Origin of the sequence: Moraxella sp. FZFQ2102, assembly GCF_024137865.1 — a bacterium.
In the GTDB taxonomy this organism is placed as follows: Bacteria; Pseudomonadota; Gammaproteobacteria; order Pseudomonadales; family Moraxellaceae; genus Moraxella.
The window spans coordinates 1379230-1402414 of sequence record NZ_CP099960.1 but is presented as its reverse complement, the minus strand read 5'-3'; the positions used below and the strand labels follow the sequence as shown (position 1 = coordinate 1402414).

Sequence of the window (23185 nt, the reverse complement as noted above, 5' to 3'; positions counted from 1 at the left end):
GCCCGCAATATCAGCCTACATCGACTGCATCCACATATTCACCGCAAATCCAACAAACAACGCGCCCGCCGCACACATCGCCATCGCACCGAGCAGCGGACGGCGCACGAATTTATCTGCCAATGCCTTGCCTGTATAAACCAACAATGTCAAATAGCTAAAACTCACCGCTTGTAAAATCAAAGCTAAAATCAAAAAACTCAAATACGGCTGAGCATATGTCGGATCGACAAACTGCACAAAAAATGACAAGAAAAACAAAATCGCCTTTGGATTGGTCAAGCTTAGCATCAAGGCGCGATAAAAATAATTTTGGCGCACAGGCGCTTTGATCGTGGCGCTGCTTGCTGTAATTTGTTTTCTATTTTTAAAGGTGTGATAAGCAACGATAAGCAATCGCACGCCGATATAAGCAAGATACGCACCACCCACAAGCTTGATGGCATCAAAGATGGCAGGATAAACTTTCAGCACCGTGCCTGCGCCCAGTACTGTTGCGATGATCAAAATCGTATCACCAACGATGATGCCTGATAACGCGCGCCACCCTGCCGCTCGCCCATGCGATGCCGCCACCGACAAGCAGTACAGGCTATTTGGGCCAGGTAAAGCAATCACCAGCACCACTGCCAAAAAATAAGTCGTAATCTCAGTAATGCCGAACATCGCACTCTTATTAAAACGGATAAGTTATGAAATTTTATACAACGATTTGATTTTACACAGATTTGTAGGGGCATATTGCATACGCCCACAGGATGCTCAAGTCAATTTACACATCAATGACGGTAAACTCACTATCCACAAAGCGAATCGGCACGCCCGACAGGCGCTTGGCAGTCGTCGCCACATGACCCGCTAGGCTCGATGCATAAAACGCCAACGGCTCATCCGTCTGCTTGCTCATCGTCACAAGCCCAAAAAACTCAAGCAAAGAACGCACCCGCTCAGCAATCGCCGCCCCCGAATCCAGTAGTGTCATCGACAGCTGTCGCTCATCAATCCACGCCTGCAAAAATTCCTTAAAAAACGGATAATGCGTACAGCCAAGCACAATCACATCAATGCCTGCCCGATGCCATTCGTCAGTCTGCTTAATGAGCAAATCCGCCACATGATGATCGATCGGCATCCCTGACTCCACCCATGGCACGAGCATCGGCTCAAAGTGCTTATGCACCACCACCCCTTTTGGTGTGGCAATCTCATCAATGACTTGTGCAAGCAGTCGCCCCTGCAAGGTCGCTTGGGTGGCAAGCACCGCCACCTGCTTACTTCGGCTAATCTCACAGGCAGGCTTGAGTGCTGGTACCAGTCCCACGATTGGCACGCTACATCTGGCTCTCAATGCAGTCAGACTGTGTGCTGATGCACTGTTGCAGGCAATGACGATCAGCTTGCAGCCTTGCTTACACAGCCAATCCACCGCCTGCAAGGTCAAAAATAAAATCTCATCGCCTGATTTATTGCCATAAGGGACATTTTGGGTGTCGGCATAATAGACATATCGCTCATTGGGCATCAGCCGTGCCAAATGCCGAAATACCGACAAGCCACCGACGCCCGAATCAAAAATTCCAATCGGTGCATCAGCAGCGTGCTGTTGGTCAGATTGTGGATGAATCATCGCCATTACTCACAAAAAACGCACCAGTACCACTTTATTTATAAGACTGGCAAATCTCATAGATTTTACCACCACTGGCGAGCTTTAGCACGGTTTTGTTGTGATTATTTTCAATTCGCTCATCAAGCTTGCCAAGGCTAATCAGATGAAACATCACATTATTCATCACCTTGGCAGTTAGCCCAAAACGAGTGTCAATATACAGCCGCTCTTCGTCGCCATAGTGCGAAAAATACGGCAAATGCTCATCATCTAGGCGAATCAGATCACCATTGGTCGTGCCAAACTCCAGCCAATCCACCCCATCTTCACGCACCACATCCACCCGATTGATAAACAGCGGTGCGTCATCGACACGGATGCGATATTTGTCCGTCGGCGTCTTTAGATAATGCACTTTTTGGCCATCGATGACTTCCACCCAGAGCACACTGGCAAATAAATCCACCAATGACTGACGAGTCATTTTTACACCTTCGTGCCACCATTCACCATTATCACGGATATGAATGCCAATGTCCGATTCGCCCGTCGGCTGCCATCGCTGTAGCGGCGGTATCTTACGCTTTGGTGTCGTGCCGTCGGATGACTTGGTCAAAAATGGCAATAGTTGTTCATTTAAGCTGTTGTAATTGATAGAGTTTTTTGTAGTCATCAGCGCATCCTTGTTGATGGAGAGTGGGGAGCTTATTAGGTTTTTGACTTTAGAGTGATGGATCTATGATGCGATGTTTTGGTCAAGATTGCAAGTCATTTGCCACAAGTCTTTGATGGATTTATAAAAACTTATGGTAAGATTAATATCATTTTTTGATAAAATTTGGTAATATATCCTGTACATTGCACAATATTAACTTGCCTAATTAGATAAGCTTGTTAAAATAGAACCACCATTAGCCAGTAAGTCATTAGGATGATGGCTTATCCGCCATGTTTTGAAATTTACTTTGATAAGGAAAATGTATGCAAATCGAACGAGAATCTATGGAGTTTGATGTCGTCATCGTCGGTGGCGGCCCAGCAGGTCTGTCTGCCGCCATTCGCTTACGCCAACTTGCTATTGCAAACGGCATGGATGAGCTCACTGTCTGCGTTATCGAAAAAGGCTCAGAATTTGGGGCGCATACACTTTCGGGTGCTGTGATTGAGCCACGAGCATTGGATGAGCTATTCCCAGACTGGAAAGAGCGTGGTGCACCACTGACGGTCGCCGCCAAAGAAGACCGTGTCTATATGCTCTCAAGCGCCACCAAGGGCGTCAAATTACCAAGCTCAATCGTACCAACCAGCATGCATAACGAAGGTAACTACATCGTCTCACTGGGTAATATCGTGCGTTGGCTGGCTGAGCAGGCAGAAGCGCTTGAAGTGATGATGTTTCCAGGCTTTGCAGCCAGCGAAATCCTATATCACGAAGATGGTTCAGTGCGTGGCGTACAAACTGGCGATATGGGTGTCAATGCCAAAGGCGAACCCAAAGGTAGCTTTGAGCCAGGTTATGAGCTACTTGCCAAATACACCATCTTTGCCGAAGGCTGTCGTGGTCACTTGGGTAAACGCCTAATCAGTCGCTTCCATCTGGATCAAGACAAAGATCCGCAGCACTATGGTATCGGCCTAAAAGAGCTGTGGGAAATCGATGCCGACAAGCACGAAGAAGGCGTCATCATGCATGGTTCAGGTTGGCCGCTGTCTGAGACTGGATCAACTGGTGGTTGGTTCTTGTATTTTGCTGAGAATAATCAAGTGAGTTTTGGCTTGGTTGTGGATTTATCTTATCATAATCCGCACGTTTCGCCGTTTGATGAACTACAACGCCTAAAACTACACCCACTAATCCGTCCAATCCTAGAAGGTGGCAAGCGTCTATCTTATGGTGCTCGAGCCTTGACCAAAGGCGGTCTCAATAGCCTACCAAAGCTTACCTTTGCTGGTGGCGTGTTGGTCGGTGATGATGCAGGTTTTCTAAATGCTGCCAAAATCAAAGGTACGCATACAGCGATGAAATCAGGGATGCTTGCCGCTGAGAGCATCTTTAATGCCATCAAGGCTGGCCGTAGCGGTGATGAAGTGGTTGAGTACCAAACCGCCTTTGAAAATTCATGGCTGTTTGAAGATGCCCATCAAGCTCGCAACTTCGCACCATCACTGCATCGTATGGGCACTTGGATGGGCGGTGCGTTCACTTTCGTCGAACAAAACTTGCTTGGTGGCAAGATGCCACTGACCATCCATGATAATACGCCTGACTTTAGCACACTTGATAAAGCAGATCATGCCTACAAGCCTGATTATCCAAAGCCAGATGGCAAGCTGACTTTTGATAAGCTATCTAGCGTTTTTATCTCAAATACCAACCACGCCGAAGATCAGCCATGCCATCTACGCTTGACTGATGCCAGCGTGCCAACGACGGTGAACCTGCCGCTATATGCTGAGCCTGCACAGCGTTATTGCCCTGCTGGCGTCTATGAAGTCGTCCAAAAAGACGGTGAAGAGCCACAGTTTGTCATCAACAGCCAAAACTGCGTCCACTGCAAAACTTGTGACATCAAAGATCCATCACAGAACATCACTTGGGTGACACCTGAAGGTGGCGGTGGTCCAAACTATCCAAATATGTAAGCTTATCAAACATAATCAAAAGCACGCTGATGGTCATCATTGGCGTGCTTTTTTAACAATTTATTCATAGATATATTTGTATGATTTGTTATACTGGTTTGATTTACTAATTTTTGCCAAGCGATATATCATGAGTTCAAAGTCCACCCCAAGCATTACCATCATCAGCATCACAGGTCATCAAGACTACGCACAAGGCTCTGCCTATGCCATCGAACGCAGCTATACCGAGCTCCAAAAGAAACTACCCAAAGACAACCTAAGCTGCATCCTAGTCTCACCCACCCAGCCTGAGCATTTGCCTGAGTACATCATGCATTTGGCGTGCAAGCCGTTTAGCTATCTTGAATACAATCTGTTTATTTTGTACGCACTAGATCAGCTGGTGGAGACGGACTTTGCATTGATCGTCCAAAACGATGGCTTTGTGGTGGACGGCAACAACTGGCGTGATGAGTTTTTTGATTATGACTATATCGGGGCACCTGTGTATGGTGTGTATGAAGTTCTAGAAAATGGCATAGTCAACAATTATCAAGGTGATGAGTGCAAAAAATATTTGAATGATATGCCAGACAATTTTATCGATGTACAAAATGGCGGTTTTTCATTGCGTAGCAAAAAACTACTGGGTATGCCTAGAAAATTGGGCATCAAATGGCAAGTGAACATTCCTAAGTTTTTTAGTGCGCAGCCCTTGTCACTTGACTTTGAATCCATATCGCACAATGAAGATATGTATCTGTGCGTGATGATTCGCAATCAATTATTGGCCCAAGGTATTCGCTTTGCACCAATAAAGACAGCTTGTTATTTTGCTTGTGAATCGACGACTGTACATCAAGCTTTGGATATTCCACGCAAACAAGTGCTTGGCTGTCATGCCTTTGGGCATTTGGTGCTGACCAGTGCCAAGAAGCTTTATATGGCCAAAAAATTGCGTATGAGTCAGAACAACCCAGCGACCAATGCCCTGTGCAATTGGCTGCTTGGCACAGACTTATCCATCGATGTGCCAAGGGCATTTTTGGAGGATGATACTGGCGGTCAAGATAAGAAAAGCGACTAAAGTAATAATGCTTGATGGCTTGTAGTGAGTAATGTGCCGATGATTAGATGGTTGTCTTGAGCTTATCACCAAACATAAACAGCACAAGCCCCGCCATCATCACGGCCAATCCCAGATATTTATGCCATGCCAATGTCCGCACTGGCATCTGAATCAGCCCAAAGCCATCAATCACCATGCCTGCAATCAGCTGACCTAGGATAATCAAAAACGCCATATTAACCAGTCCAATCTTGGGTGCCAAAAACGCCGTACAAAAACAAATACCGCCCCGATCGCACCGCCAATCCATCGCCACCACGGCTGAGCACCGATCGCACCACCGATCGCCCCAAAATTACTCGAAAATAGCATCACCACCGCTAGACACAGCGTACCGATGGCAAATGAAAAGAACGCTGCCGCCAATGGCTGACTGCCTAACCCAAACGCCAAACGTGCATTGATCGCTGCCTGAGTTGCCACACCCACACCGATAGCAAATGCCATCAGCCAATAAAAATACTGCATAATCACCCTATTGATTTTGATAAGTATCAAGATTGCCACTCTAGCACAACCCACCCACCAACACAAACAAAAAAATCACGCCCATCATAGGCGTGATTTTAATACAACCTGCATCAAAGCAGGTTGTATTCCAAAAGTGCGAACTATTTTAGTTCTGACCAAAAGGGACCATATTTACCCTTTTTCAGATAGAAACAAGTTTTTCCTTCATATTCAAAATCATCGCCAGTGTTATATAATCCTAGATTTTTTTGTGGAGTGATACAAAACTGATTGCTTTTTGCATTAAAGCTTGTTTTTGGTCTCAACTTGTCTGAACCAGGTATGGTATAATCTCTAGGGCTAGCATCAGCACCTAGAACAACCACTTCATTGGTTTTTTTATTCAAAGCAAACCAAGTGAACATTGTGGATTCATTTGGTAATTTATCTTCATATTGATAAAGAACATAGTTTTTATTGAAATTCGCCTTTTGTTTAGAAGCTTTTTCAAAAGCTTTGCCAACAACCTCTAAATTACAAAAATTGTCAAATTCATCATCAGGAACATAGGCACCAGTGTCCACATAACCACCTTGTGCTGCAAAACAATGGCTAACCTTATACTTACCAACCTTTTTATATGGTTGTTCCATAAAATCATCTTCAACAGAAGGCATGGCTTCATCATTTGGGTCATAAACCGGATTGTAATTAGCTAAAGCCAATGAAGAAGATAAAGCCAAAACTGCCGTTATTCCAAAAGTTGTTAAGCGCATGATGTTGTTCCTATAAGTTCTGCCTAACCTAAGTTCATTGTAGCAAAGCCTGCCGGTTAAGGCAAGTTATTTACAAAGATAGTTGTGCATTACTAATTAATCTCATTGGCGATTTACAAGCAGCATAAATTAGCTAGCATTTGTTTTGCAGTATCGCTACCGTGGTAAACCCAGTGCTATAACCCTACTACACTCTGAAAGTTGGGTTAAGCCTGATAAACCCAACAGAACAGAGGTGCGCACAACACATCATCAAACCATACCACTGTACCGATACACGCACAACCCGCCAACACAAACAAAAAATCACGCCCATCATAGGCGTGATTTTGTCATATTCAGCAATCAATCAGCTGTTCATCATCAGATATTCAAAGGCTGATAGACCCGCTTTTGAGCCTTCGCCCATTGCGATGTTGATTTGCTTATATGGCACTGTGGTTACATCGCCACAAGCAAAGATGCCTGGCTTGTCGGTACGGCATTTGGCGTCGATTTCGATCTCACCTTGTGGGGTGGTTTTTACCAAGCCTTTGGCGACTTCAGAGTTTGGCACCAGACCGATTTGGACGAATACCGCTGATAGTGGTAGCGTTTGGTTCTCGCCTGTGGTACGGTCTTGATAAATTAGTGCATTGACTTTGCTACCGTCAGTGGTGATTTCTTGGGTAGCAGCTGATTTGATGATGGTGATGTTGTCTTTTGCCATCGCCTTATCCACCAGCACTTGGTCAGCACGCAAGGTGTCACCAAACTCAAGTACAGTCACGTGCTTGACGATACCTGCCAAGTCCAAAGCCGCTTCGACGCCTGAGTTACCACCGCCGACGACAGCGACATCTTTACCCTTGAAGAATGGGCCGTCACAGTGTGGGCAGTACGCCACGCCATTACCGATGTTCTCATCTTCGCCTTTGACACCAAGCTTACGCCATTTGGCACCTGTGGCTAGGATGATGGTGCGAGTTGTCCAGCTTGCACCGGTGTTTAGTGTAACTTGATAGCCACCTTTGACTTCTTCGATGCTGCTGACACTCACGTGCTCTTTGACAGTGATGTTGTACTCTTTGATGTGTGTCGCTAGATTGGCAGCAAGCTGATTACCATTGGTTAGCGGAATTGAAATCAGGTTCTCGATATCTTGGGTATCTTTGACCTGACCACCGATACGGTCAGCCACCAGTGCCACACGCAGACCCTTACGAGCGGTATAAATCGCCGCCGCACTACCTGCAGGGCCACCGCCGATGACGGTCACATCTTGGGTCTCAAGCTGTGGCTCATCCGATGCTGATAGCAAATCAGGGTATTGCTCTTGTAGTTTTTCGATAAGCTTGGCAGTATCCACTTTACCATTGGCAAATGGCTTACCGTTCAAGAACACCGCTGGTACGCCTTGGATGCCTTTTTCGGCGACCAATTCAGGGAATACACCACCGTCGATCATTTCGTTTTCGATGCCGTCATTTAGGATGGCAAATTGGTTCAACGCCTGCACGACATCAGGGCAGTTGTGGCATGATAGCGATACAAAAGTTTGGAATTTTAGCGGTGCTTGGATACGCTTGACTAGGCTTTGGATGCCTTCGTCCAGTTTCAAGGTATGACCACCTGCTTGTAGGATCGCCAGAATCAATGAAGTGAACTCATGACCGCCTGGGATACCGCTAAAGACGATGCCTGTGTCTTTGTTTTCAGTGGTGATCTTAAAGCTCATTGGGCTAAGATCGGTATCGACTACGGTCGCATCAAAGCCAATCTTGTCGCTAGTGCCAGCGATTTTGGTCAAAAAATCCACCAATTCGGCACGCTTTTCGTGCTCACCTGCACCGATGATCATTTGGATTGGGCGAGTCATGTTTTCGCTATAAGTTTTGACAGCGTTTAATAGATTTTGGTCTAACATCATAATCCCCTTTGTGACTGTAGGATGTGTAAAAATTAATCATTTGATGCGCTCATTATAACCGAAAATCTCAGCGCTGAGTATTTAGGAATTTCAAACATTACCATCATTCGGATTAAACATCGAATCGATGGCATACAGATTTATACAAATAAAAACTGCTGCACGGACTGGCAGTTGTGAAATTTGGCAGACTATTTGGTGAATGTGCTTGATAATATGGCGCATTCTTGATAAGATAAGTTCTAGACAATTGGTCAATTTTTTTAATCATCAGGAGAGTACCATGCTACCAGAATATCGCGAGCTTATGACTCAGCTTAAAGCAGAAGGCGATGCGCATTTTCTAAAACTGTTCAATGAGCACAATGATCTTGACACCGAAATCGAAAATCTTGAAAAAGATCCAGTTGCGTCTGTTAGCCGTGCTAATGAAATTGAAGAAATGAAGCGTCAAAAGCTGCATCTAAAAGACGAGCTAAAAGCTTATCTAGAAACCAAAGCTTAATTTGATATTAAGTAAAAAAATAAGCCCGTCGATGATGGGCTTATTTTTTTATCCAAAATTAACACAAAAAAATCCCCAACTTACAAAGTCAGGGATTTTGAAAAATCAACGCAATGCGTGAATTTTTATCGGCGAATTTTACGCCATCTAGTATGCGACTAGCGCTAAATCAATCTCACTCAATGTACAATAAGTACATTGAGTGAGATTGATGACGCAATAGCCCATAATAGACAAGTAAAATTACATCATACCGCCCATGCCGCCCATACCACCAGCACCTGCCATTGCAGCCATGCCATTATCTTTGGCTGGTAGATCGGTGATCATCACTTCGGTGGTCAGCATCAGACCTGCGACAGATGCAGCGTGCTCTAGTGCTGAGCGAGTCACTTTAGCTGGATCAAGGATACCCATCTCTAGCATATCGCCATATTCGCCTGTGGCAGCGTTATAGCCATAGTTGCCTGAGCCATTTTTGACTTGGTTGATGATGACTGACGCTTCTTCGCCAGCATTGGTAACGATTTGGCGAAGTGGTGCTTCCATCGCACGGCGTAGGATGTTGATGCCTGCGTTTTGGTCGTCGTTGTCGCCTTTTAGCTCGCTCAAGGCTGCCAATGCACGCACTAGCGCAACGCCACCACCTGGCACGACACCTTCTTCGACAGCGGCACGAGTAGCGTGTAGCGCATCATCGACACGGTCTTTTTTCTCTTTCATTTCGGTTTCGGTGGCTGCACCGACTTTGATTACCGCAACGCCGCCTGATAGCTTAGCGACACGCTCTTGTAGTTTTTCACGGTCATAGTCAGAAGTAGATTCTTCTGCTTGGCGTTTGATAGACTCGACACGAGCATCGATGTCAGCTTTATTGCCAGCACCATCCACGATGACAGTATTTTCTTTACCGACAGTGATTTTCTTAGCAGTACCTAGATGGGCAATTTCAGCAGTTTCTAGGCTTAGACCCACTTCTTCTGAAACGACCACACCACCAGTCAAGATTGCGATGTCTTGTAGCATCGCTTTACGACGATCACCAAAGCCAGGTGCTTTGACCGCACAAGTCTTCAGACCGCCACGCAAGGTGTTCACGACCAGTGTTGCTAATGCTTCATTTTCAACATCTTCAGCGATGATCAGTAGCGGACGGCTGGTTTGCATCACTTTTTCAAGTAGTGGCACGATCTCGCGGATATTGTTGATTTTCTTATCCACAAGTAGGATAAATGGATTGTCAAATTCGCAAGTTAGGCTGTCTTGCTTATTGGCAAAATATGGGCTGATGTAGCCACGATCAAACTGCATACCTTCAACCACTTCCAGCGCATCTTCAAAGCCAGAACCTTCTTCGACAGTGATCACGCCTTCTTTGCCGACAGTTTCCATGGCTTTGCTGATCAGCTCACCAATGGTGGTGTCAGAGTTTGCTGAGATTGAGCCGACTTGCGCGATGGCTTTGTGGTCATTGGCTGGGGTTGATAGGTTTTTGATCTCGGTAACGGCTGCGCGTACCGCTTTATCAATGCCGCGCTTTAGATCCATTGGGTTCATGCCTGCTGCGACAGTTTTCATGCCTTCGACTAGGATGGCTTGGGCAAGTACGGTTGCGGTGGTTGTACCGTCACCTGCAACATCATTGGTCTTTGATGCCACTTCACGCACCAGCTGTGCGCCCATGTTTTCAAACTTATCTTCAAGCTCGATCTCTTTTGCCACGCTCACGCCATCTTTGGTGATGGTCGGTGCACCAAATGATTTATCGATCACCACATTGCGACCTTTTGGGCCTAGCGTGACTTTGACGGCATTTGCCAACACATTGACACCGTTGATCATTTTTTCACGGGCTGATACGCCAAAGCTTACATCTTTTGCCATGAGAATTTCTCCGTTAATTGAATTTTTAATGATAAATTTATTAAAATATGATAATGAATTTTGTACAAAATACCGTACAAATCAAGCAATTAGGCTTCAAGCACGCCCAATATATCGCCTTCTTTCATAATCAGCAGCTCTTCGCCATCGACTTTCACTGTCTGACCTGCATACTGGCTAAATAGTACGGTATCGCCAACTTTGACATCAAGCGCACGCACGCCTGCATCAGTGATTTGACCATTGCCCACAGCGATCACTTCGCCTTGTTGTGGCTTTTCTTGGGCTGAACCCGGTAGCAAGATGCCACCTGCGGTTTTTTGCTCTTCTTCGGTGCGACGAACGACGATACGGTCATGTAGTGGACGAATTTTCATAATAACTCCATTGCAATGTTTTAAGGATAAAAGTGGAAAGAATATTGAGTATTTAGGTGGTGCTGTTATGGCAAATTTTCAAGCAAGTTTTGTAAAAATTTGCCAAAAATTTCTCCAAAATCTGCCATGCGCTGCCAATTAACCAATTTACAATGTTTCTTGATTTGGGCGATAACTTGACACAAAAACGACAAAACGCCAAAAAATTCTCCTTGAATTTGTAACAAAATTTGTCCATTATAAGATCATCCCTTTTGGCTAATTACGAGAAAAATTATGAAAATGACTTATGCCCTACCCCTAATCACTGCTGCATCACTGGCTGTCACGACCGTTAGCGCGCAAGCAGCTGTCGTTCCGAACTTTTCGGCGACCTATAAAGTCCAAGCCGAAGGCATCACAGGCACTGCCACGCGCACGCTTGCCAAGCAAGGCAATGGCTATCGCTACAGCGTCAAAGGCTCGGCACTGGGTGCAAGCATCAACCAAAGCTCGGATTTTACGATGAGTGCAAGTAGCGTCGTACCAAGCAAATCAAGCTCATCGACCAAATTTTTGGGCATCGGTAATACGCATAGCATCGCGTTCAATGGTGCAAAAAAATCGGTCGCCAGCACCTATAAAGGCAAAACCACCAACATCAGTATGCCGCGCCAAGCTTATGATGATCTAAGCCTAGAAGTGAAAATCCGCCAAGAGCTGATGGCAGGTAAATTCAGTGGCTCATACCCACTGGTCAAGCGCACCAATATCGAAAATACCAAGTTCAAAAAAGCAGGCACAAGCAAAATCACCGTCCCTGCAGGTACTTATGAAGTGCTGCGCATCGACCGCGTACATGATGACAAGGATCGCATCACCAGTTTTTGGCTAGCACCAAGCCTAGATTATTTGCCTGTCAAAGTCAGCCAAACCGATGATGGCAAGGTCTATTCGATGGAACTGACTAAGATTAACTAATCAGTAATCTTAGTCGGCTATAAACCGATAGCCATAAACAAAGCCTTGATGAATTTGGGTCATCAAGGCTTTTTGTCTTATGCGTTTTGATTTATCACAACGATTTATGCATGGCAGGCAATCGCTTGAGTAGGACGAATAATTGACAATTAATCATCAGCAACAAAATCATCTCAAGCACCTGCACAGCCCACACTACCATCGGCGCACCTTCATAGATCTTAAACAAGCTCATCACGCCTGCCACGCCCAGATACAACAGTGCCACCATACTCACCCACATCAGCGCATAAGGTGAATTGCCACGATGGATGCTCACAGTACATAATAGCGCAGGGATCAAGCCCAATATCTGCACACCAATTCCTGCCCATAGGCTTGCACCTGTCGCAGCCATCACAGCTGCAGGATAGATGATGGCAGCTGTTATTAGCCACGCCATCCATGTTATACGCAAGGCGCGCTGCACAGGGGCGACAGGTTTTTGGACTTTGTCTTTTTTAACTCTCATCACGCACCTTGCAGCTGTTTGACCAGTATGGCTAGGCGTGTGCCTTGGGCGATTGCTAGGGTTTTTTCGTCTTGGGTCAGGCTGTATTCATGACGACTGCCAGCGACGAAGCTTGCGCCATAGGGCGTGCCACCGCGCGTGGTCGCGGACAGTTCAGGGTGCGCGTACGGCAAACCCATCAAAAGCATACCGTGATGCAATAGCGGCATCATCATAGTGATAAGTGTGCTTTCTTGACCGCCGTGCTGACTGCCTGTGCTGGTGAACACGCACGCAGGCTTGCCTTGTAGATTGCCCGCCAGCCACGCGGTGACGGTATTGTCCCAAAAATATTTCATGCTTGCCGACATATTACCAAAATGCGTCGGACTGCCAAGCGCAAGCCCTGCGCACCCTGTCAGCTCATCAGCAGTGCAGTACAGATCGCCATCATCAGGAATGCTGTCCGCCACTTGTTCGGTGACTGCTGAGACCTTTGGCACACGGCGAATTTTCACCGCCATGCCTGTATCGGTGATGCCTTGGGCGATCAGATAAGCCAGCTGCTTGGTTGAGCCTTTGTTGGTGTCGTACAGCACCAAAATATACGGTGAAGTCATGGGAATATCCGTTTTATGTCAATGTATCAAATTTGCGCCTATTATACCAATAAAACCGCCCAAAACGCCATGCAAGCGTTTATCACGCACCAATGGTCACATATTTTCACAAATTAAAGGTTAGCATTTGGGGTTCGATTTGTTACACTAGTATAAATTCCATCAATTTTATAAAGACATTTTATACAGAGCTATGACCAATTTTTTGAATAAATTACCCTTTGCGCATCATGCGTGGTTCATGTATTTGCGATTGCTGGTTCGGCATTTTACCGAAGATGAATGCCAACAAAAAGCCGCAAGCCTAACCTACACAACCTTACTTGCCATCGTGCCTGTCTTGACGGTGGTACTGGTAATTTTCTCAAGCGTGCCTGCCCTAGAAGGCGTGCGCGATCAAATGCAGGCGGCGATTTATAATAATGTCATGCCATCATCAGGTGCGCAGATCAGCGGTTATATCCAAAATTTCGCCGAAAAGTCCAGTAATCTTGGTATCGTCGGTGTCATTGGTCTGTTTGTGACGGCGATTTTGACTTTGATCACCATTGAGCACGCGTTCAATAAAATTTGGCGCGTCGATGATCGCTCAGGCGGCGTATCTAGCCTGATTCGCTACTGGGTGATGATCACCATGGGTCCGATTGTACTCGGTGTGATTTTTGGTGCGTCAAGCGCGATTGCCAGTCTAAATTTTCTCAATCAAAAAATCGCAGGCTATGGCATCGACTGGGGCGTGTGGGCGTATCTATTGTCTTTCGGCTTGATGGTCGTGGGTTTTATCGGGATGTATTGGTTTATCCCAAAAGCGCAAGTACCCATCAAAAACGCCGCCATCGCAGGCACGATCATCGCGGTATTGTTTGAGCTACTCAAGCAAATCTTCGGCACAGTGATGACCAATTTCACCAGTTACGAAGCGATTTATGGCGCGTTCGCTGCCTTGCCGATTTTCCTGCTGTGGATTTATTTGTCGTGGAATTTGATCTTGCTTGGTGTGCAGATCAGCTATACTTTGACGATTTTTGACACCCAAGAAGTGCCTGTGCGCCATCCGCTATTAAGCCTATTGGACATGCTGAATTTGACTTATAAAAAATATCAGCAAGGACAAACGGTGAGTGAAGATGAACTGCGCAAAACCTTGGGGCGTAAAGAGTTGCCGAAGTGGCATACTTATCTTAATCTTTTGCTTGATAATAATCTCATCACCCCGACGCGCGATAATCGCTATACGCTCAAGACCGATCTAAAAACGGTGAATCTATGGCAATTTTATAAAAATCTGCCCTATCCGCTGCCGATTCGCCGCGAACTTGATGAGCTTAAAGCTGCCGATTATGATCCATGGTTCGTCGAGCTGTACAAGCAGCTGACGCGCATCGAAAAAGTCGCCAATGACGAGCTTGACATCAGCTTATCTGAGCTGTTCGACGGCACGCCCCTGCGTGAAAAGCACCGCATCGTCAAAATCAGCGATGAAGCTGCCAGCGAAAGCACCGACGCGGCAGGCTTTGATGATGACGCGCGCCGTACCATCGATGAAAATGGCAATGTCGTCATCATTCCAGATGGCAAAGCAAGCATCACCGAAAGCAAATTTGCCAAAGTGTTTCGCCTAATCAAAAGCGCGCGGCATTTTTTCGGTCGTAACAAAAAACACATCACCGACATCAAACGCGCGATCAGCGATGATGATAAAGAGTGATGCGCAAATTGGATTTGAGCGCCAGTATGTAGGTGTGTGATATGCACCGTTAAAATCCCAAATCTTAATGGTGCGTGGGGTGCACCCTACAGTGTTTGTTAATTTATTAACTTTTTTTAAATTAAATAATTATCATATACCAAAACCACTCATAATGATTTAAACCCTTTTTTCCCACCCACAAAAAAAATCACCGCTCAACTGAACGGTGATTTTTATTTAAGACAATCTTAAATTATTATCCAATGGTACTGCTGAAATCAACTCCGCCAAAGCGCGCTGATAAACACTACGCTTGAACGGCACGACGCCTGTCAAAGGATACCAATAACTCACCCATTGCCAATCATCAAACTCAGGCACACCGACATCAAAACGAATATAATCGGTATAAGCTTCATCCAAGCGCAGCAAAAACCATTTTTGTTTCTGCCCAATACACAAAGGCTCTTGCCCTGTACGCACATAGCGTTTTGGCAAGCGATACCGCAGCCAGTCGCGCGTCACCGCAAGCACTTCGACATGCTCAGGCAACAGACCCACTTCTTCATACAGCTCGCGGTACATCGCTTCTAGCGGTGTCTCACCCCGTCCAATCCCCCCTTGGGGAAATTGCCAACTGTCATGTCCGATGCGCTTTGCCCACAGCACTTGCCCTTGTGTATTGACTAAGATGATGCCGACATTGGGACGAAAACCGTCTGCATCAATCATAACTAAACTCTTAATTCATAAATTATTGAAATATCACCAGTTTTTGCCGATGACTTTACTTAGTGACTATTAAACCAAAAAAACGCCCAAAAAGGTAGGGCGTATTGAATATTCATAACATTATTTACATTTTAGAAATAATTTAGCAATATTTACCATTTTTACCATTAAATCGGCTAAATCTTGATTTCCTTCGTCAAATCCCTTGATGATATTATTATATCACCTGCGGAATTTTTCTAGAAAATCAATCGATTTATCTCGCTTTTAATGGCAAATATGAAATTCAATACGCCCCAAGTTTTTTAAAATTATTTGCGATTTTGGTCAAAATAACTGGAAAAATAGCATTTTGTCCCGATTAAGCATACAGTTTTTATGGCGGCTTTTGCCAAAGTAATGTAAAATCGGTACAATACACGATGATGCAAGATGAATTTTGAGCGGATAATCGGCAGATTGATTATTAATCGCAAAACTTTGATAAATTTTTATAAATGAATTAAATAAGGATAATAATATGGCTGAACTGAACGCAAGCTTAACTTGGCAAGATGGCGTGCATTTTGAAGGCGTATCACCATCAGGTCATACCGTACAAGTCGATGGCTCAAAAGAAAAAGGTGCAAGCCCAATGGAGCTGATTTTATTAGGCTTAGGTGGCTGTGCAAGCTATGATGTGGTCAGCATCCTAAAAAAATCACGCCAAGACATCCATGATGTGCGCTGTGAGATGCGCGCCATCCGCGCCGATACCGTACCTGCAGTCTTTACTGACATTCACCTGCACTTTGTGGTGACAGGCAAGGATGTCAAAGAGTCGCAAGTAGCAAAAGCCATCGAACTGTCTGCCGAAAAATACTGCTCAGCATCGCGTATGCTATCAGCAGGCGGCGTGAACATCACCCACGATTACGAAATTATCGCCGCATGATTTACGCATTATTCGCCCACACTACCAGTAAGCTTACCATCGTGTTGATGGTCATCGCATCCTTGTTGCCATGGCTATGCTCGGTGCTTGCCAAGGTCTCAGGCGGTTTTCGATTTGATAAAAATAATCAAAATCCGCGCCAGTTTTTGGCAAATGCCACTGGCATCGCCGCGCGCTTTAATCATGCACAAGCCAATGGTTATGAGACCTTGCCGATCTTTTTGGCAGCGGTGCTTGTGTGTCTGTACACCTTTGTGCCGATGGGGATTGTCAATCTGCTTGCCACAGGCTTTGTGCTGTTTCGCCTATGCTTTATCGCAAGCTATGCGGCGAATTTGGCTTTTGTACGCTCGATCACTTGGCTGATGTCGATGATTTGCTGCTTGGGATTATTCGCCTTTGCGTTTTTGTTCGGGGTGTAATCTGTGAGATTGGGTAAGGCGTAACAGGGTGTGTGATACGCCCTGTTTTTTGCGGCTTCAGGTTGGGCTAAGATCATGCTTTTCATGCTGTTTTTTACACAAGCACATGATTTTATGATGAGATTTTATGAGAAGATGACACTCTCTCCTTAACTTGTTAACGCACAAGCATTCTCTGTTACCTCCGATGCCACACAAACAAAACCTCAAATCATCGATTCGGGGTTTTGTTGATTTCAGAGTATGGATAAACGCATTACCACAGTGCCTAGCCAGCACCGATAACGCCCAAGAAATCACCTTGGGTGTTCACCGAGCCTGAGGCTTTGAACTTGATGATGCTATTTATCAACAAAAAAACCGCCCTGTTCAAGTGAACAAGGCGGTTTTTTGTTTGGACTATCGTCCTAGTGGTAGATTACCACTGCCAGCCCATACCAGTACCGATAGTGAAGTCACCTTGGGTATTGGCAGAACCAGTCATCTTGAAGATCAAGCGTTCGTTGTCGCTCGCGCTAGAGAAACCAACCGCGATCGCACTTTCGCCTTTATGATGACCCAGACCCACACCGACTAGGTTTGCACCTGGACGGGTTACTTGTGGGATGTTCACCATAGCAGCCGAACCTGCTAGACCTGCACGCATATCATCTTCTAGATCATTGACACGGTCAACAACTGGCTGGATGATGGTTGGATCTACCGATAGGTCGAAATGACGCTGACCGTTCGCTGATACAGTTTCGTTCACTTTCACAGTGCCATCTGCTGAACCAACAGTAGTTTGTGTCGCTTTCAACTGAGCAACATTCACTGCATCGGTATCTGCCACACCGGTACCCACATTGCCAACGACGTTGCCGCCCATATCAATGTTTGCACCTGGTGCTACAGTCAAGTCTTTATTGACAGTGACAGAATCAAAGGCTACATCTTTCTTGGTCGCTACAGTGTAGTTTAGACCGTCTTTGGTGATAGAAATATTATCACCTGCAGTCATGGTCACTGTATCGCCTGGGTTAACCACTTTGTCGCCACCAAGATCAGTAGACACGCCTGTACTAGTATTTGCTACTGCTGCAGTGAAGCCTGAACCATTGATCGCTTTTGCTACATCACCAGCAGTTGCGATTGCATTTGGCTTAGCAGGTGTATTAACTGTACCATTTGCAGCATTGGTTAGCGGTGTCGTTACTACATCAACTTTGATGTCACCAGTGGCTGGATCAACAGTCACATTGGTGGTTGATGTGTTAGCAAAGTTGATATCACCATCACCACCTGAAGTTACGGTTGGCTTAGATGCCACTGCAGTTAGCTCACCAGCATTGTTTAGCTTGATGGTTTTGCCATCATACTTCACATTGTAAGTCACATTGCTAATAGTGCCATCTTGATTGGTGGTGATATTAGCCGTTGTACCAGCACCATCGACGAAGTTAACTACGTTAGATGCAGTGACTAGGTCTTTTTGAGTACCGTTTTCTTTTAGGTTCCAACCAGTGTTGTTAATGGTATTAACAATATCACCAACAGTTGCAACTTTGTTTGCATCTGCAGGTGCTAGCGGAGCTGCTTTACCATCAGTGCCTACAGTGGTGTTACCAGTGTTCACTTCAACTTTGATGCCTTCTGGTGTGTTGGTCACAGTTGTGGTGTCGCCATCAACTAGATTTACAGGACCAGTGACATTCTCGCCGTTTACTTGAGTCGTTGGCAAGATCGCAGAAACACGGCTAGTTACAGGTGTCTCAACTTTGGTGCCTGTACCGTTCTCACCAGTGTAGTAGTTACCATCTACATGTTGATATACAGGTACATCTTTACCATTTACCTTGGTTGCATAAGTAATTTCAGTAGTAGTGCCATCAACATTGACATTGTACTGAATGTTGCTTACGTTGCCATTAGTGCTTGATTCAACTGTAGTACCTGTACCGTTTACGAAGTTAACGGTATCGTATGGCTTAACGAAGTCTAGGTCACCTTGGTCAGCTGTCTTCAAGTTCCAGCCAGCGTTTAGTACATCACCTAGCGTTGCAGCGTTAGTAGTGGTGACATTGTCAGGTAGCTTACCTGATTTACCGCCATTAACTGTGCTTGGCTCTGGTAGAGTAGTATTTAGATTGCTGATAACATTTTTGCCATCAGGTGTTGTACCGATGACGATTGGTGAACCAACTTGGTTGCCATCTTTGTCAAATGTACCGCCAATCGTGGTGCTGTTGAACTCTGGGTTGTTTGATACTGCAAATGTGAAGTTGTTCACATCTTGAGTTAGCTCAATGTTCTTACCAGCGATGAACTTCACAGTCTCACCTGGTTTGACCAGCTCTTCAGTTGTACCTGATACAACACCGGTACTAACATTGCCCGAAGTTACATTCCAACCAGAGTTGTTGATCGCATCAACCACAGTTGAGATGTTGGCTAGCTTATTGCCATCGTTGTTCGTACCGACGCTTGTTGTGCCGTTTGGATTGCTTGTGATGTCACCGATGATCGCACTATCAGATAGATTGACATCGACTTTCACTGTGCTGACATTATCGTTAGTTTCGATGCTGACAGTCGTACCATTGCCATTGACGAAGTCCACTGTGTCGTATGGAGTCACGACATCACGAGGGTCGCCATTTTCTTTTAGGTTCCAGCCTGCATTTAGGACATCACCTAGAGTCGCAGCGTTCGTTAGCTGATCACCAGATGGCTTGGTAGCAGGATCTACGACATCTGCAGGCGGCTGAATGGTTGTGGTTAGATTGCTAATGGTGTTGTTACCAGCTGCATCTGTACCAATGGTAATTGGTTTACCAACTTGGTTGCCATCTTGGTCAAATGTACCACCGATCACTGTGCTGTTAAACACTGGGTTGGTTGCCATTTGGATTTGGACTTGACCATTGGTAACAACAGTTTGGATGTTGCGAGCCGAGTAAGCACCCGCAGTCGCTGCATCGGTATTTTCACCTAGTGCGATATTAGTTTTTGCACCGATGATAGCAAGAGTTTCGCCAAGCTGTTGTTGTGTACCGTCGCCTGCTGCATATTGTTTTTCTAACAATTCAGCATCAGTATCTGCATTCGTGTTTGCAGTGATGGTTAGTGGTTTAGCTGCTTGCTTGTATACCGCATATAGCTGTGAGCCGTTAATCGCATCGGTTGAAGTTTCTGAAATACGACCTGCTGCCACATTGACAATTTGACGCTCTTTACCTTCAGAACCAACAGATACTACTGATGTTGGTGCTGTACCTGCAAATGTACCATAAGTAATATTTGCAACCGTACCTTCAGTGGTTGGGTTAGCTGTGGTTGTGGTTGAGCCGCTGCCCAGTGCTACAGCATCTGCATGGGTAGCTTTCGCCAAACGACCCAATGCGGTTGCGTTAGTTTCTGTTGCTTGAGCACCACGAGCTGATGCTAGAGAATTCTCACCTGACGCAATTGCACGATAACCATTTGCAGTTGAGCCATTGCCAGTAGCCTGAGTACCAGTACCTGTTGCAGTTGCTAAATATGCAGCGTTAGTACCTGAACCAAGTGCTACACCGTAATCTCCAGTAACTTTCGATTGGAAACCTAACGCTGTTGATTGTGTCCAAGATGAATTAGCACTCACACCTACGACCGTTGAACCTTGGCCTGCTGAATTAGCATTCGAACCGACTGCTAAGGTATTAATATTGATTGCTTTTGCTCTAGCACCTACCGAAGTTGCATTACTTTGATGATAATTATCGCCTGCAATCGCTTCAAAACCAATTGCGGTTGAATATTCACTTTGAGATTTACTATCTGCACCAATTGCAATGGATTTCAATGGAATTGCAAAAACATTTGTGTTCGTTTCTGTAAATAAAACGCGTGCGTTACGACCGATCGCAATAGTATCTGCTGATTGTGCATCAGCGTTGGTACCAATAGCAATTGCATGATCACCAGTTGGCATTTCACCTGTTACACCTGGACGGCTAATACCAGCATTAGCACCATGACCCATAGCGATAGTTGAGTTACTAATTGCTGTACTATTAACACCTGCAGTTACTGCATACGCACCCGTCGCACCTGCTTTGTCGGTAATTTTACCAAGGTTAGTTGCAGAATCGCCTGCTGCCTGAGTACCTGTGCCATCATTAGTATGGAAATAGATGTTACCAATTTGTTGACCAACAACATCCAACGCAGCATACAGCTGTGAGCCATTGATAGCGTCGGTAGATACATTGGTGATCGCACCTGGTGCGACATTCTTGATTTGACGCTCTGCACCGACTGAGCCGATAGATACATACTGACCTGCGTCCTTGACTTGACCTGCAAAGCCTGAGTAGGTCAATTTCGCTGCGCCTGAGCCAATGGTCACTGAGCTTACAGTCTCAACAGCATTTGGAGCACCTGCACCTGCGCCAGTCACTTCGACTGAGCTGTCACCTAGGACGACTGAGCCATTGGTGCTTAGAGCAGTGATATTATTACCTAGTGCAACTGAACGCTCGCCTGAGACATTGGTGTCTGTACCAAATGCGATAGATGATGTACCAGTAGAAGTAACAGTAGCATTCGTACCGATAGCGACAGAGTTAGCTGCGTAAGTGGTAGCATTCGCACCATATGAAAGAGCGTCTGTACCATTAGCAAGAGCTTTGTAACCCACTGCAGTGGCATTTAAAGCGTTTGCCTTTGATGCAGTACCGACAGCGGTAGTATTATTGGTTTCAGCAACTGCGCCTGCACCGATTGCCACACCCGACATTGTAGGAGTTGTGCCATCAAGCACACCAACGCGAGCACCCGAACCGATCGCAGTGCCCAAAGTAGAGTTAGCATTTACCATTGCAGCGGTACCCAATGCAGTACCCAATGATGAATTAGAGTATGATTTTATACCAATTGCTGTAGAACCATCTTTGGCATAAGTAGTCTCTGTACTACCACCAAATGCAACACCAGTTACGCTTCTATATGCATTTCTAGCAGCAGATGTTACACGACCTACATCATTGCCGCCAATGGCAACAGAAGAATGACCTGCAACAGTTTGTGCACCGATTGCGATAGACTGGTCACCAATTGCACGAGCATCAAGACCGATGGCAGTTTGTTCATTTGATTGCAATGAAGTGCCCGGGATAAGATTACCGCCTTCATCGACGATACCTGCACGCCATAGCACACCGTGCTCTTTCTGCATTGATGGACCAGGGACTAGATCATTTGGACCTGAGTAAGTTTGGTAGTCTGCATCATTTAGACTAATGGCCGTACCCACAGGCGCCGGAACCATGATTGGATTGCCTTGAGCATCCACCATAGGCGAACCATCAGGATTTGTACCCTGAACTTGTGCAGGCGTCAAAAAACCAGCCAAAGCATTGCCACCGATAACGGTTGCTCCACGGTTAAAAGATGCATCATGACTAGATACATTTCTCACCAGTGCATCTGTACCAATAACAGTTACAGGGCGAGCCATACCCGATGAGTCTGGTGCACCAGTTAGGCTAGCATTATTACCAATCACAATACCATTGTAATCTTTTACAAATGCATTTTGGCCAATAGCCATTGATTTGGCAGTTCTATCACCTGTGACAACAGCTGTGCCTGCTTGGGCTGTAGCCGCACCACCGGTGACAGTTACCTGACCATTACCCTGAGTAGTTCCACCATAACCACCCACAGCCATCGCCGCATGAGCAGAAGTACCTGCAGTTGCTGCAGCTACTGCTACGGCTGCCGCTAGGGCTGTCTTAGCAGTCTTGACTGATTTTGTTTTGCCCTTTGAGCGGGCGATCTCTGAAACGGCTGTCCAGCTTTGGGTTGCGTGGTTCCAGATTACTTTAAATGCTTTATTCATAATTTCTCTACATTACTTAAACAAAGTAAACCTCCACCCCATCAGATCGTCAAATCAGCTGGAGTGAAGCGTGTGTTTTCAGCAAGATAACAGTAACCCTACTGACAACTTTCGGCGCTATATTACCACTATGTCGTGTATATCCATAGCAGTGTTTTATGGGTGTTTTGTTAATGAATTGCATATAAAATATACAAATTTTGGCGGTTT

Annotated in this window: 19 protein-coding genes and 1 pseudogene; 7 read left to right on the top strand and 13 right to left on the bottom strand. The window is 45.6% G+C overall.

Annotated features, from left to right (window positions below; genetic code table 11):
- Nucleotides 1–15 precede the first annotated feature (15 nt).
- From leuE to NGM44_RS06525, 3 genes are all read right to left on the bottom strand, one after another.
- Entirely contained in the window at nucleotides 16–666 is a 651-nt protein-coding gene (leuE, locus tag NGM44_RS06535) for a leucine efflux protein LeuE (protein WP_253222934.1), read from the bottom strand.
- A 106-nt stretch (nucleotides 667–772) separates the two neighbouring features.
- A complete protein-coding gene (gene murI, locus NGM44_RS06530; protein ID WP_253222933.1) occupies nucleotides 773–1627 on the bottom strand; it encodes a glutamate racemase in 855 nt (284 codons plus the stop codon).
- A 34-nt stretch (nucleotides 1628–1661) separates the two neighbouring features.
- Nucleotides 1662–2282 carry a DUF1285 domain-containing protein gene (locus NGM44_RS06525; RefSeq protein WP_253222932.1) on the bottom strand — a complete coding sequence of 207 codons (621 nt, stop codon included), beginning with the start codon at nucleotides 2280–2282 and terminating at the stop codon, nucleotides 1662–1664.
- A gap of 308 nt (nucleotides 2283–2590) precedes the next feature.
- Between NGM44_RS06525 and NGM44_RS06520 the strand changes: the two genes are divergently transcribed.
- Nucleotides 2591–4252 carry an electron transfer flavoprotein-ubiquinone oxidoreductase gene (locus tag NGM44_RS06520; protein WP_253222931.1) on the top strand — a complete coding sequence of 554 codons (1662 nt, stop codon included), beginning with the start codon at nucleotides 2591–2593 and terminating at the stop codon, nucleotides 4250–4252.
- Between the two features lie 130 nt (nucleotides 4253–4382).
- Nucleotides 4383–5321 (top strand): DUF5672 family protein, encoded by a 939-nt coding sequence (locus tag NGM44_RS06515; protein ID WP_253222930.1) that lies wholly within the window; start codon nucleotides 4383–4385, stop codon nucleotides 5319–5321.
- Nucleotides 5322–5364: 43 nt separating this feature from the next.
- Here the strand turns inward: NGM44_RS06515 and NGM44_RS06510 are convergent.
- From NGM44_RS06510 to ahpF, 3 genes and pseudogenes are all read right to left on the bottom strand, one after another.
- A pseudogene (locus NGM44_RS06510) lies at nucleotides 5365–5810 on the bottom strand (DMT family transporter).
- Nucleotides 5811–5974: 164 nt separating this feature from the next.
- On the bottom strand, nucleotides 5975–6589 hold the full coding sequence (locus tag NGM44_RS06505; protein WP_253222929.1) for a hypothetical protein: 615 nt from the start codon (nucleotides 6587–6589) through the stop codon (nucleotides 5975–5977).
- 349 nt (nucleotides 6590–6938) lie between these two features.
- Nucleotides 6939–8495, bottom strand: a complete 1557-nt coding sequence (gene ahpF, locus NGM44_RS06500; protein ID WP_253224646.1) for an alkyl hydroperoxide reductase subunit F — start codon at nucleotides 8493–8495, stop codon at nucleotides 6939–6941.
- A 286-nt stretch (nucleotides 8496–8781) separates the two neighbouring features.
- On the opposite strand from ahpF, the gene NGM44_RS06495 reads away from it, so the two are divergent.
- Nucleotides 8782–9003 (top strand): YdcH family protein, encoded by a 222-nt coding sequence (locus tag NGM44_RS06495; protein ID WP_253222928.1) that lies wholly within the window; start codon nucleotides 8782–8784, stop codon nucleotides 9001–9003.
- A 243-nt stretch (nucleotides 9004–9246) separates the two neighbouring features.
- Here NGM44_RS06495 and groL read toward each other — a convergent pair whose 3' ends face one another.
- The 3 genes from groL to NGM44_RS06480 form a co-directional block, all read right to left on the bottom strand.
- The gene (gene groL, locus NGM44_RS06490) at nucleotides 9247–10887 is read right to left on the bottom strand and encodes a chaperonin GroEL (RefSeq protein WP_253222927.1); all 1641 of its coding nucleotides are present in this window, start codon (nucleotides 10885–10887) and stop codon (nucleotides 9247–9249) included.
- 89 nt (nucleotides 10888–10976) lie between these two features.
- Complete coding sequence (gene groES, locus NGM44_RS06485; RefSeq protein ID WP_253224645.1) at nucleotides 10977–11267, bottom strand: co-chaperone GroES; 291 nt, start codon at nucleotides 11265–11267, stop codon at nucleotides 10977–10979.
- Between the two features lie 62 nt (nucleotides 11268–11329).
- Entirely contained in the window at nucleotides 11330–11491 is a 162-nt protein-coding gene (locus NGM44_RS06480) for a hypothetical protein (protein WP_253222926.1), read from the bottom strand.
- Nucleotides 11492–11540: 49 nt separating this feature from the next.
- Between NGM44_RS06480 and NGM44_RS06475 the strand changes: the two genes are divergently transcribed.
- Complete coding sequence (locus tag NGM44_RS06475) at nucleotides 11541–12224, top strand: DUF3108 domain-containing protein (RefSeq protein ID WP_253222925.1); 684 nt, start codon at nucleotides 11541–11543, stop codon at nucleotides 12222–12224.
- A gap of 94 nt (nucleotides 12225–12318) precedes the next feature.
- Here NGM44_RS06475 and NGM44_RS06470 read toward each other — a convergent pair whose 3' ends face one another.
- Nucleotides 12319–12735, bottom strand: coding sequence for a hypothetical protein (locus NGM44_RS06470; protein WP_253222924.1), 417 nt, complete (start codon nucleotides 12733–12735; stop codon nucleotides 12319–12321).
- The gene (gene wrbA, locus NGM44_RS06465) at nucleotides 12735–13334 is read right to left on the bottom strand and encodes an NAD(P)H:quinone oxidoreductase (protein ID WP_253222923.1); all 600 of its coding nucleotides are present in this window, start codon (nucleotides 13332–13334) and stop codon (nucleotides 12735–12737) included. The genes NGM44_RS06470 and wrbA overlap by 1 nt, the downstream gene beginning before the upstream one ends.
- 193 nt (nucleotides 13335–13527) lie before the next feature.
- Here wrbA and NGM44_RS06460 point away from each other — a divergent pair, with 193 nt between their 5' ends.
- Complete coding sequence (locus tag NGM44_RS06460) at nucleotides 13528–15042, top strand: YihY family inner membrane protein (protein ID WP_253222922.1); 1515 nt, start codon at nucleotides 13528–13530, stop codon at nucleotides 15040–15042.
- A gap of 219 nt (nucleotides 15043–15261) precedes the next feature.
- On the opposite strand, the gene NGM44_RS06455 is transcribed toward NGM44_RS06460, so the two are convergent.
- Nucleotides 15262–15756: an RNA pyrophosphohydrolase gene (locus NGM44_RS06455; RefSeq protein WP_253222921.1), complete on the bottom strand. Its 495-nt coding sequence runs from the start codon at nucleotides 15754–15756 to the stop codon at nucleotides 15262–15264.
- Nucleotides 15757–16276: 520 nt separating this feature from the next.
- Here NGM44_RS06455 and NGM44_RS06450 point away from each other — a divergent pair.
- Nucleotides 16277–16690, top strand: coding sequence for an OsmC family protein (locus NGM44_RS06450; RefSeq protein ID WP_253222920.1), 414 nt, complete (start codon nucleotides 16277–16279; stop codon nucleotides 16688–16690).
- Nucleotides 16687–17112 (top strand): MAPEG family protein, encoded by a 426-nt coding sequence (locus tag NGM44_RS06445; protein ID WP_253222919.1) that lies wholly within the window; start codon nucleotides 16687–16689, stop codon nucleotides 17110–17112. The genes NGM44_RS06450 and NGM44_RS06445 overlap by 4 nt, the downstream gene beginning before the upstream one ends.
- A 418-nt stretch (nucleotides 17113–17530) precedes the next feature.
- Here NGM44_RS06445 and NGM44_RS06440 read toward each other — a convergent pair whose 3' ends face one another.
- Nucleotides 17531–22975 carry a YadA-like family protein gene (locus NGM44_RS06440; protein WP_253222918.1) on the bottom strand — a complete coding sequence of 1815 codons (5445 nt, stop codon included), beginning with the start codon at nucleotides 22973–22975 and terminating at the stop codon, nucleotides 17531–17533.
- Nucleotides 22976–23185: the final 210 nt, after the last annotated feature.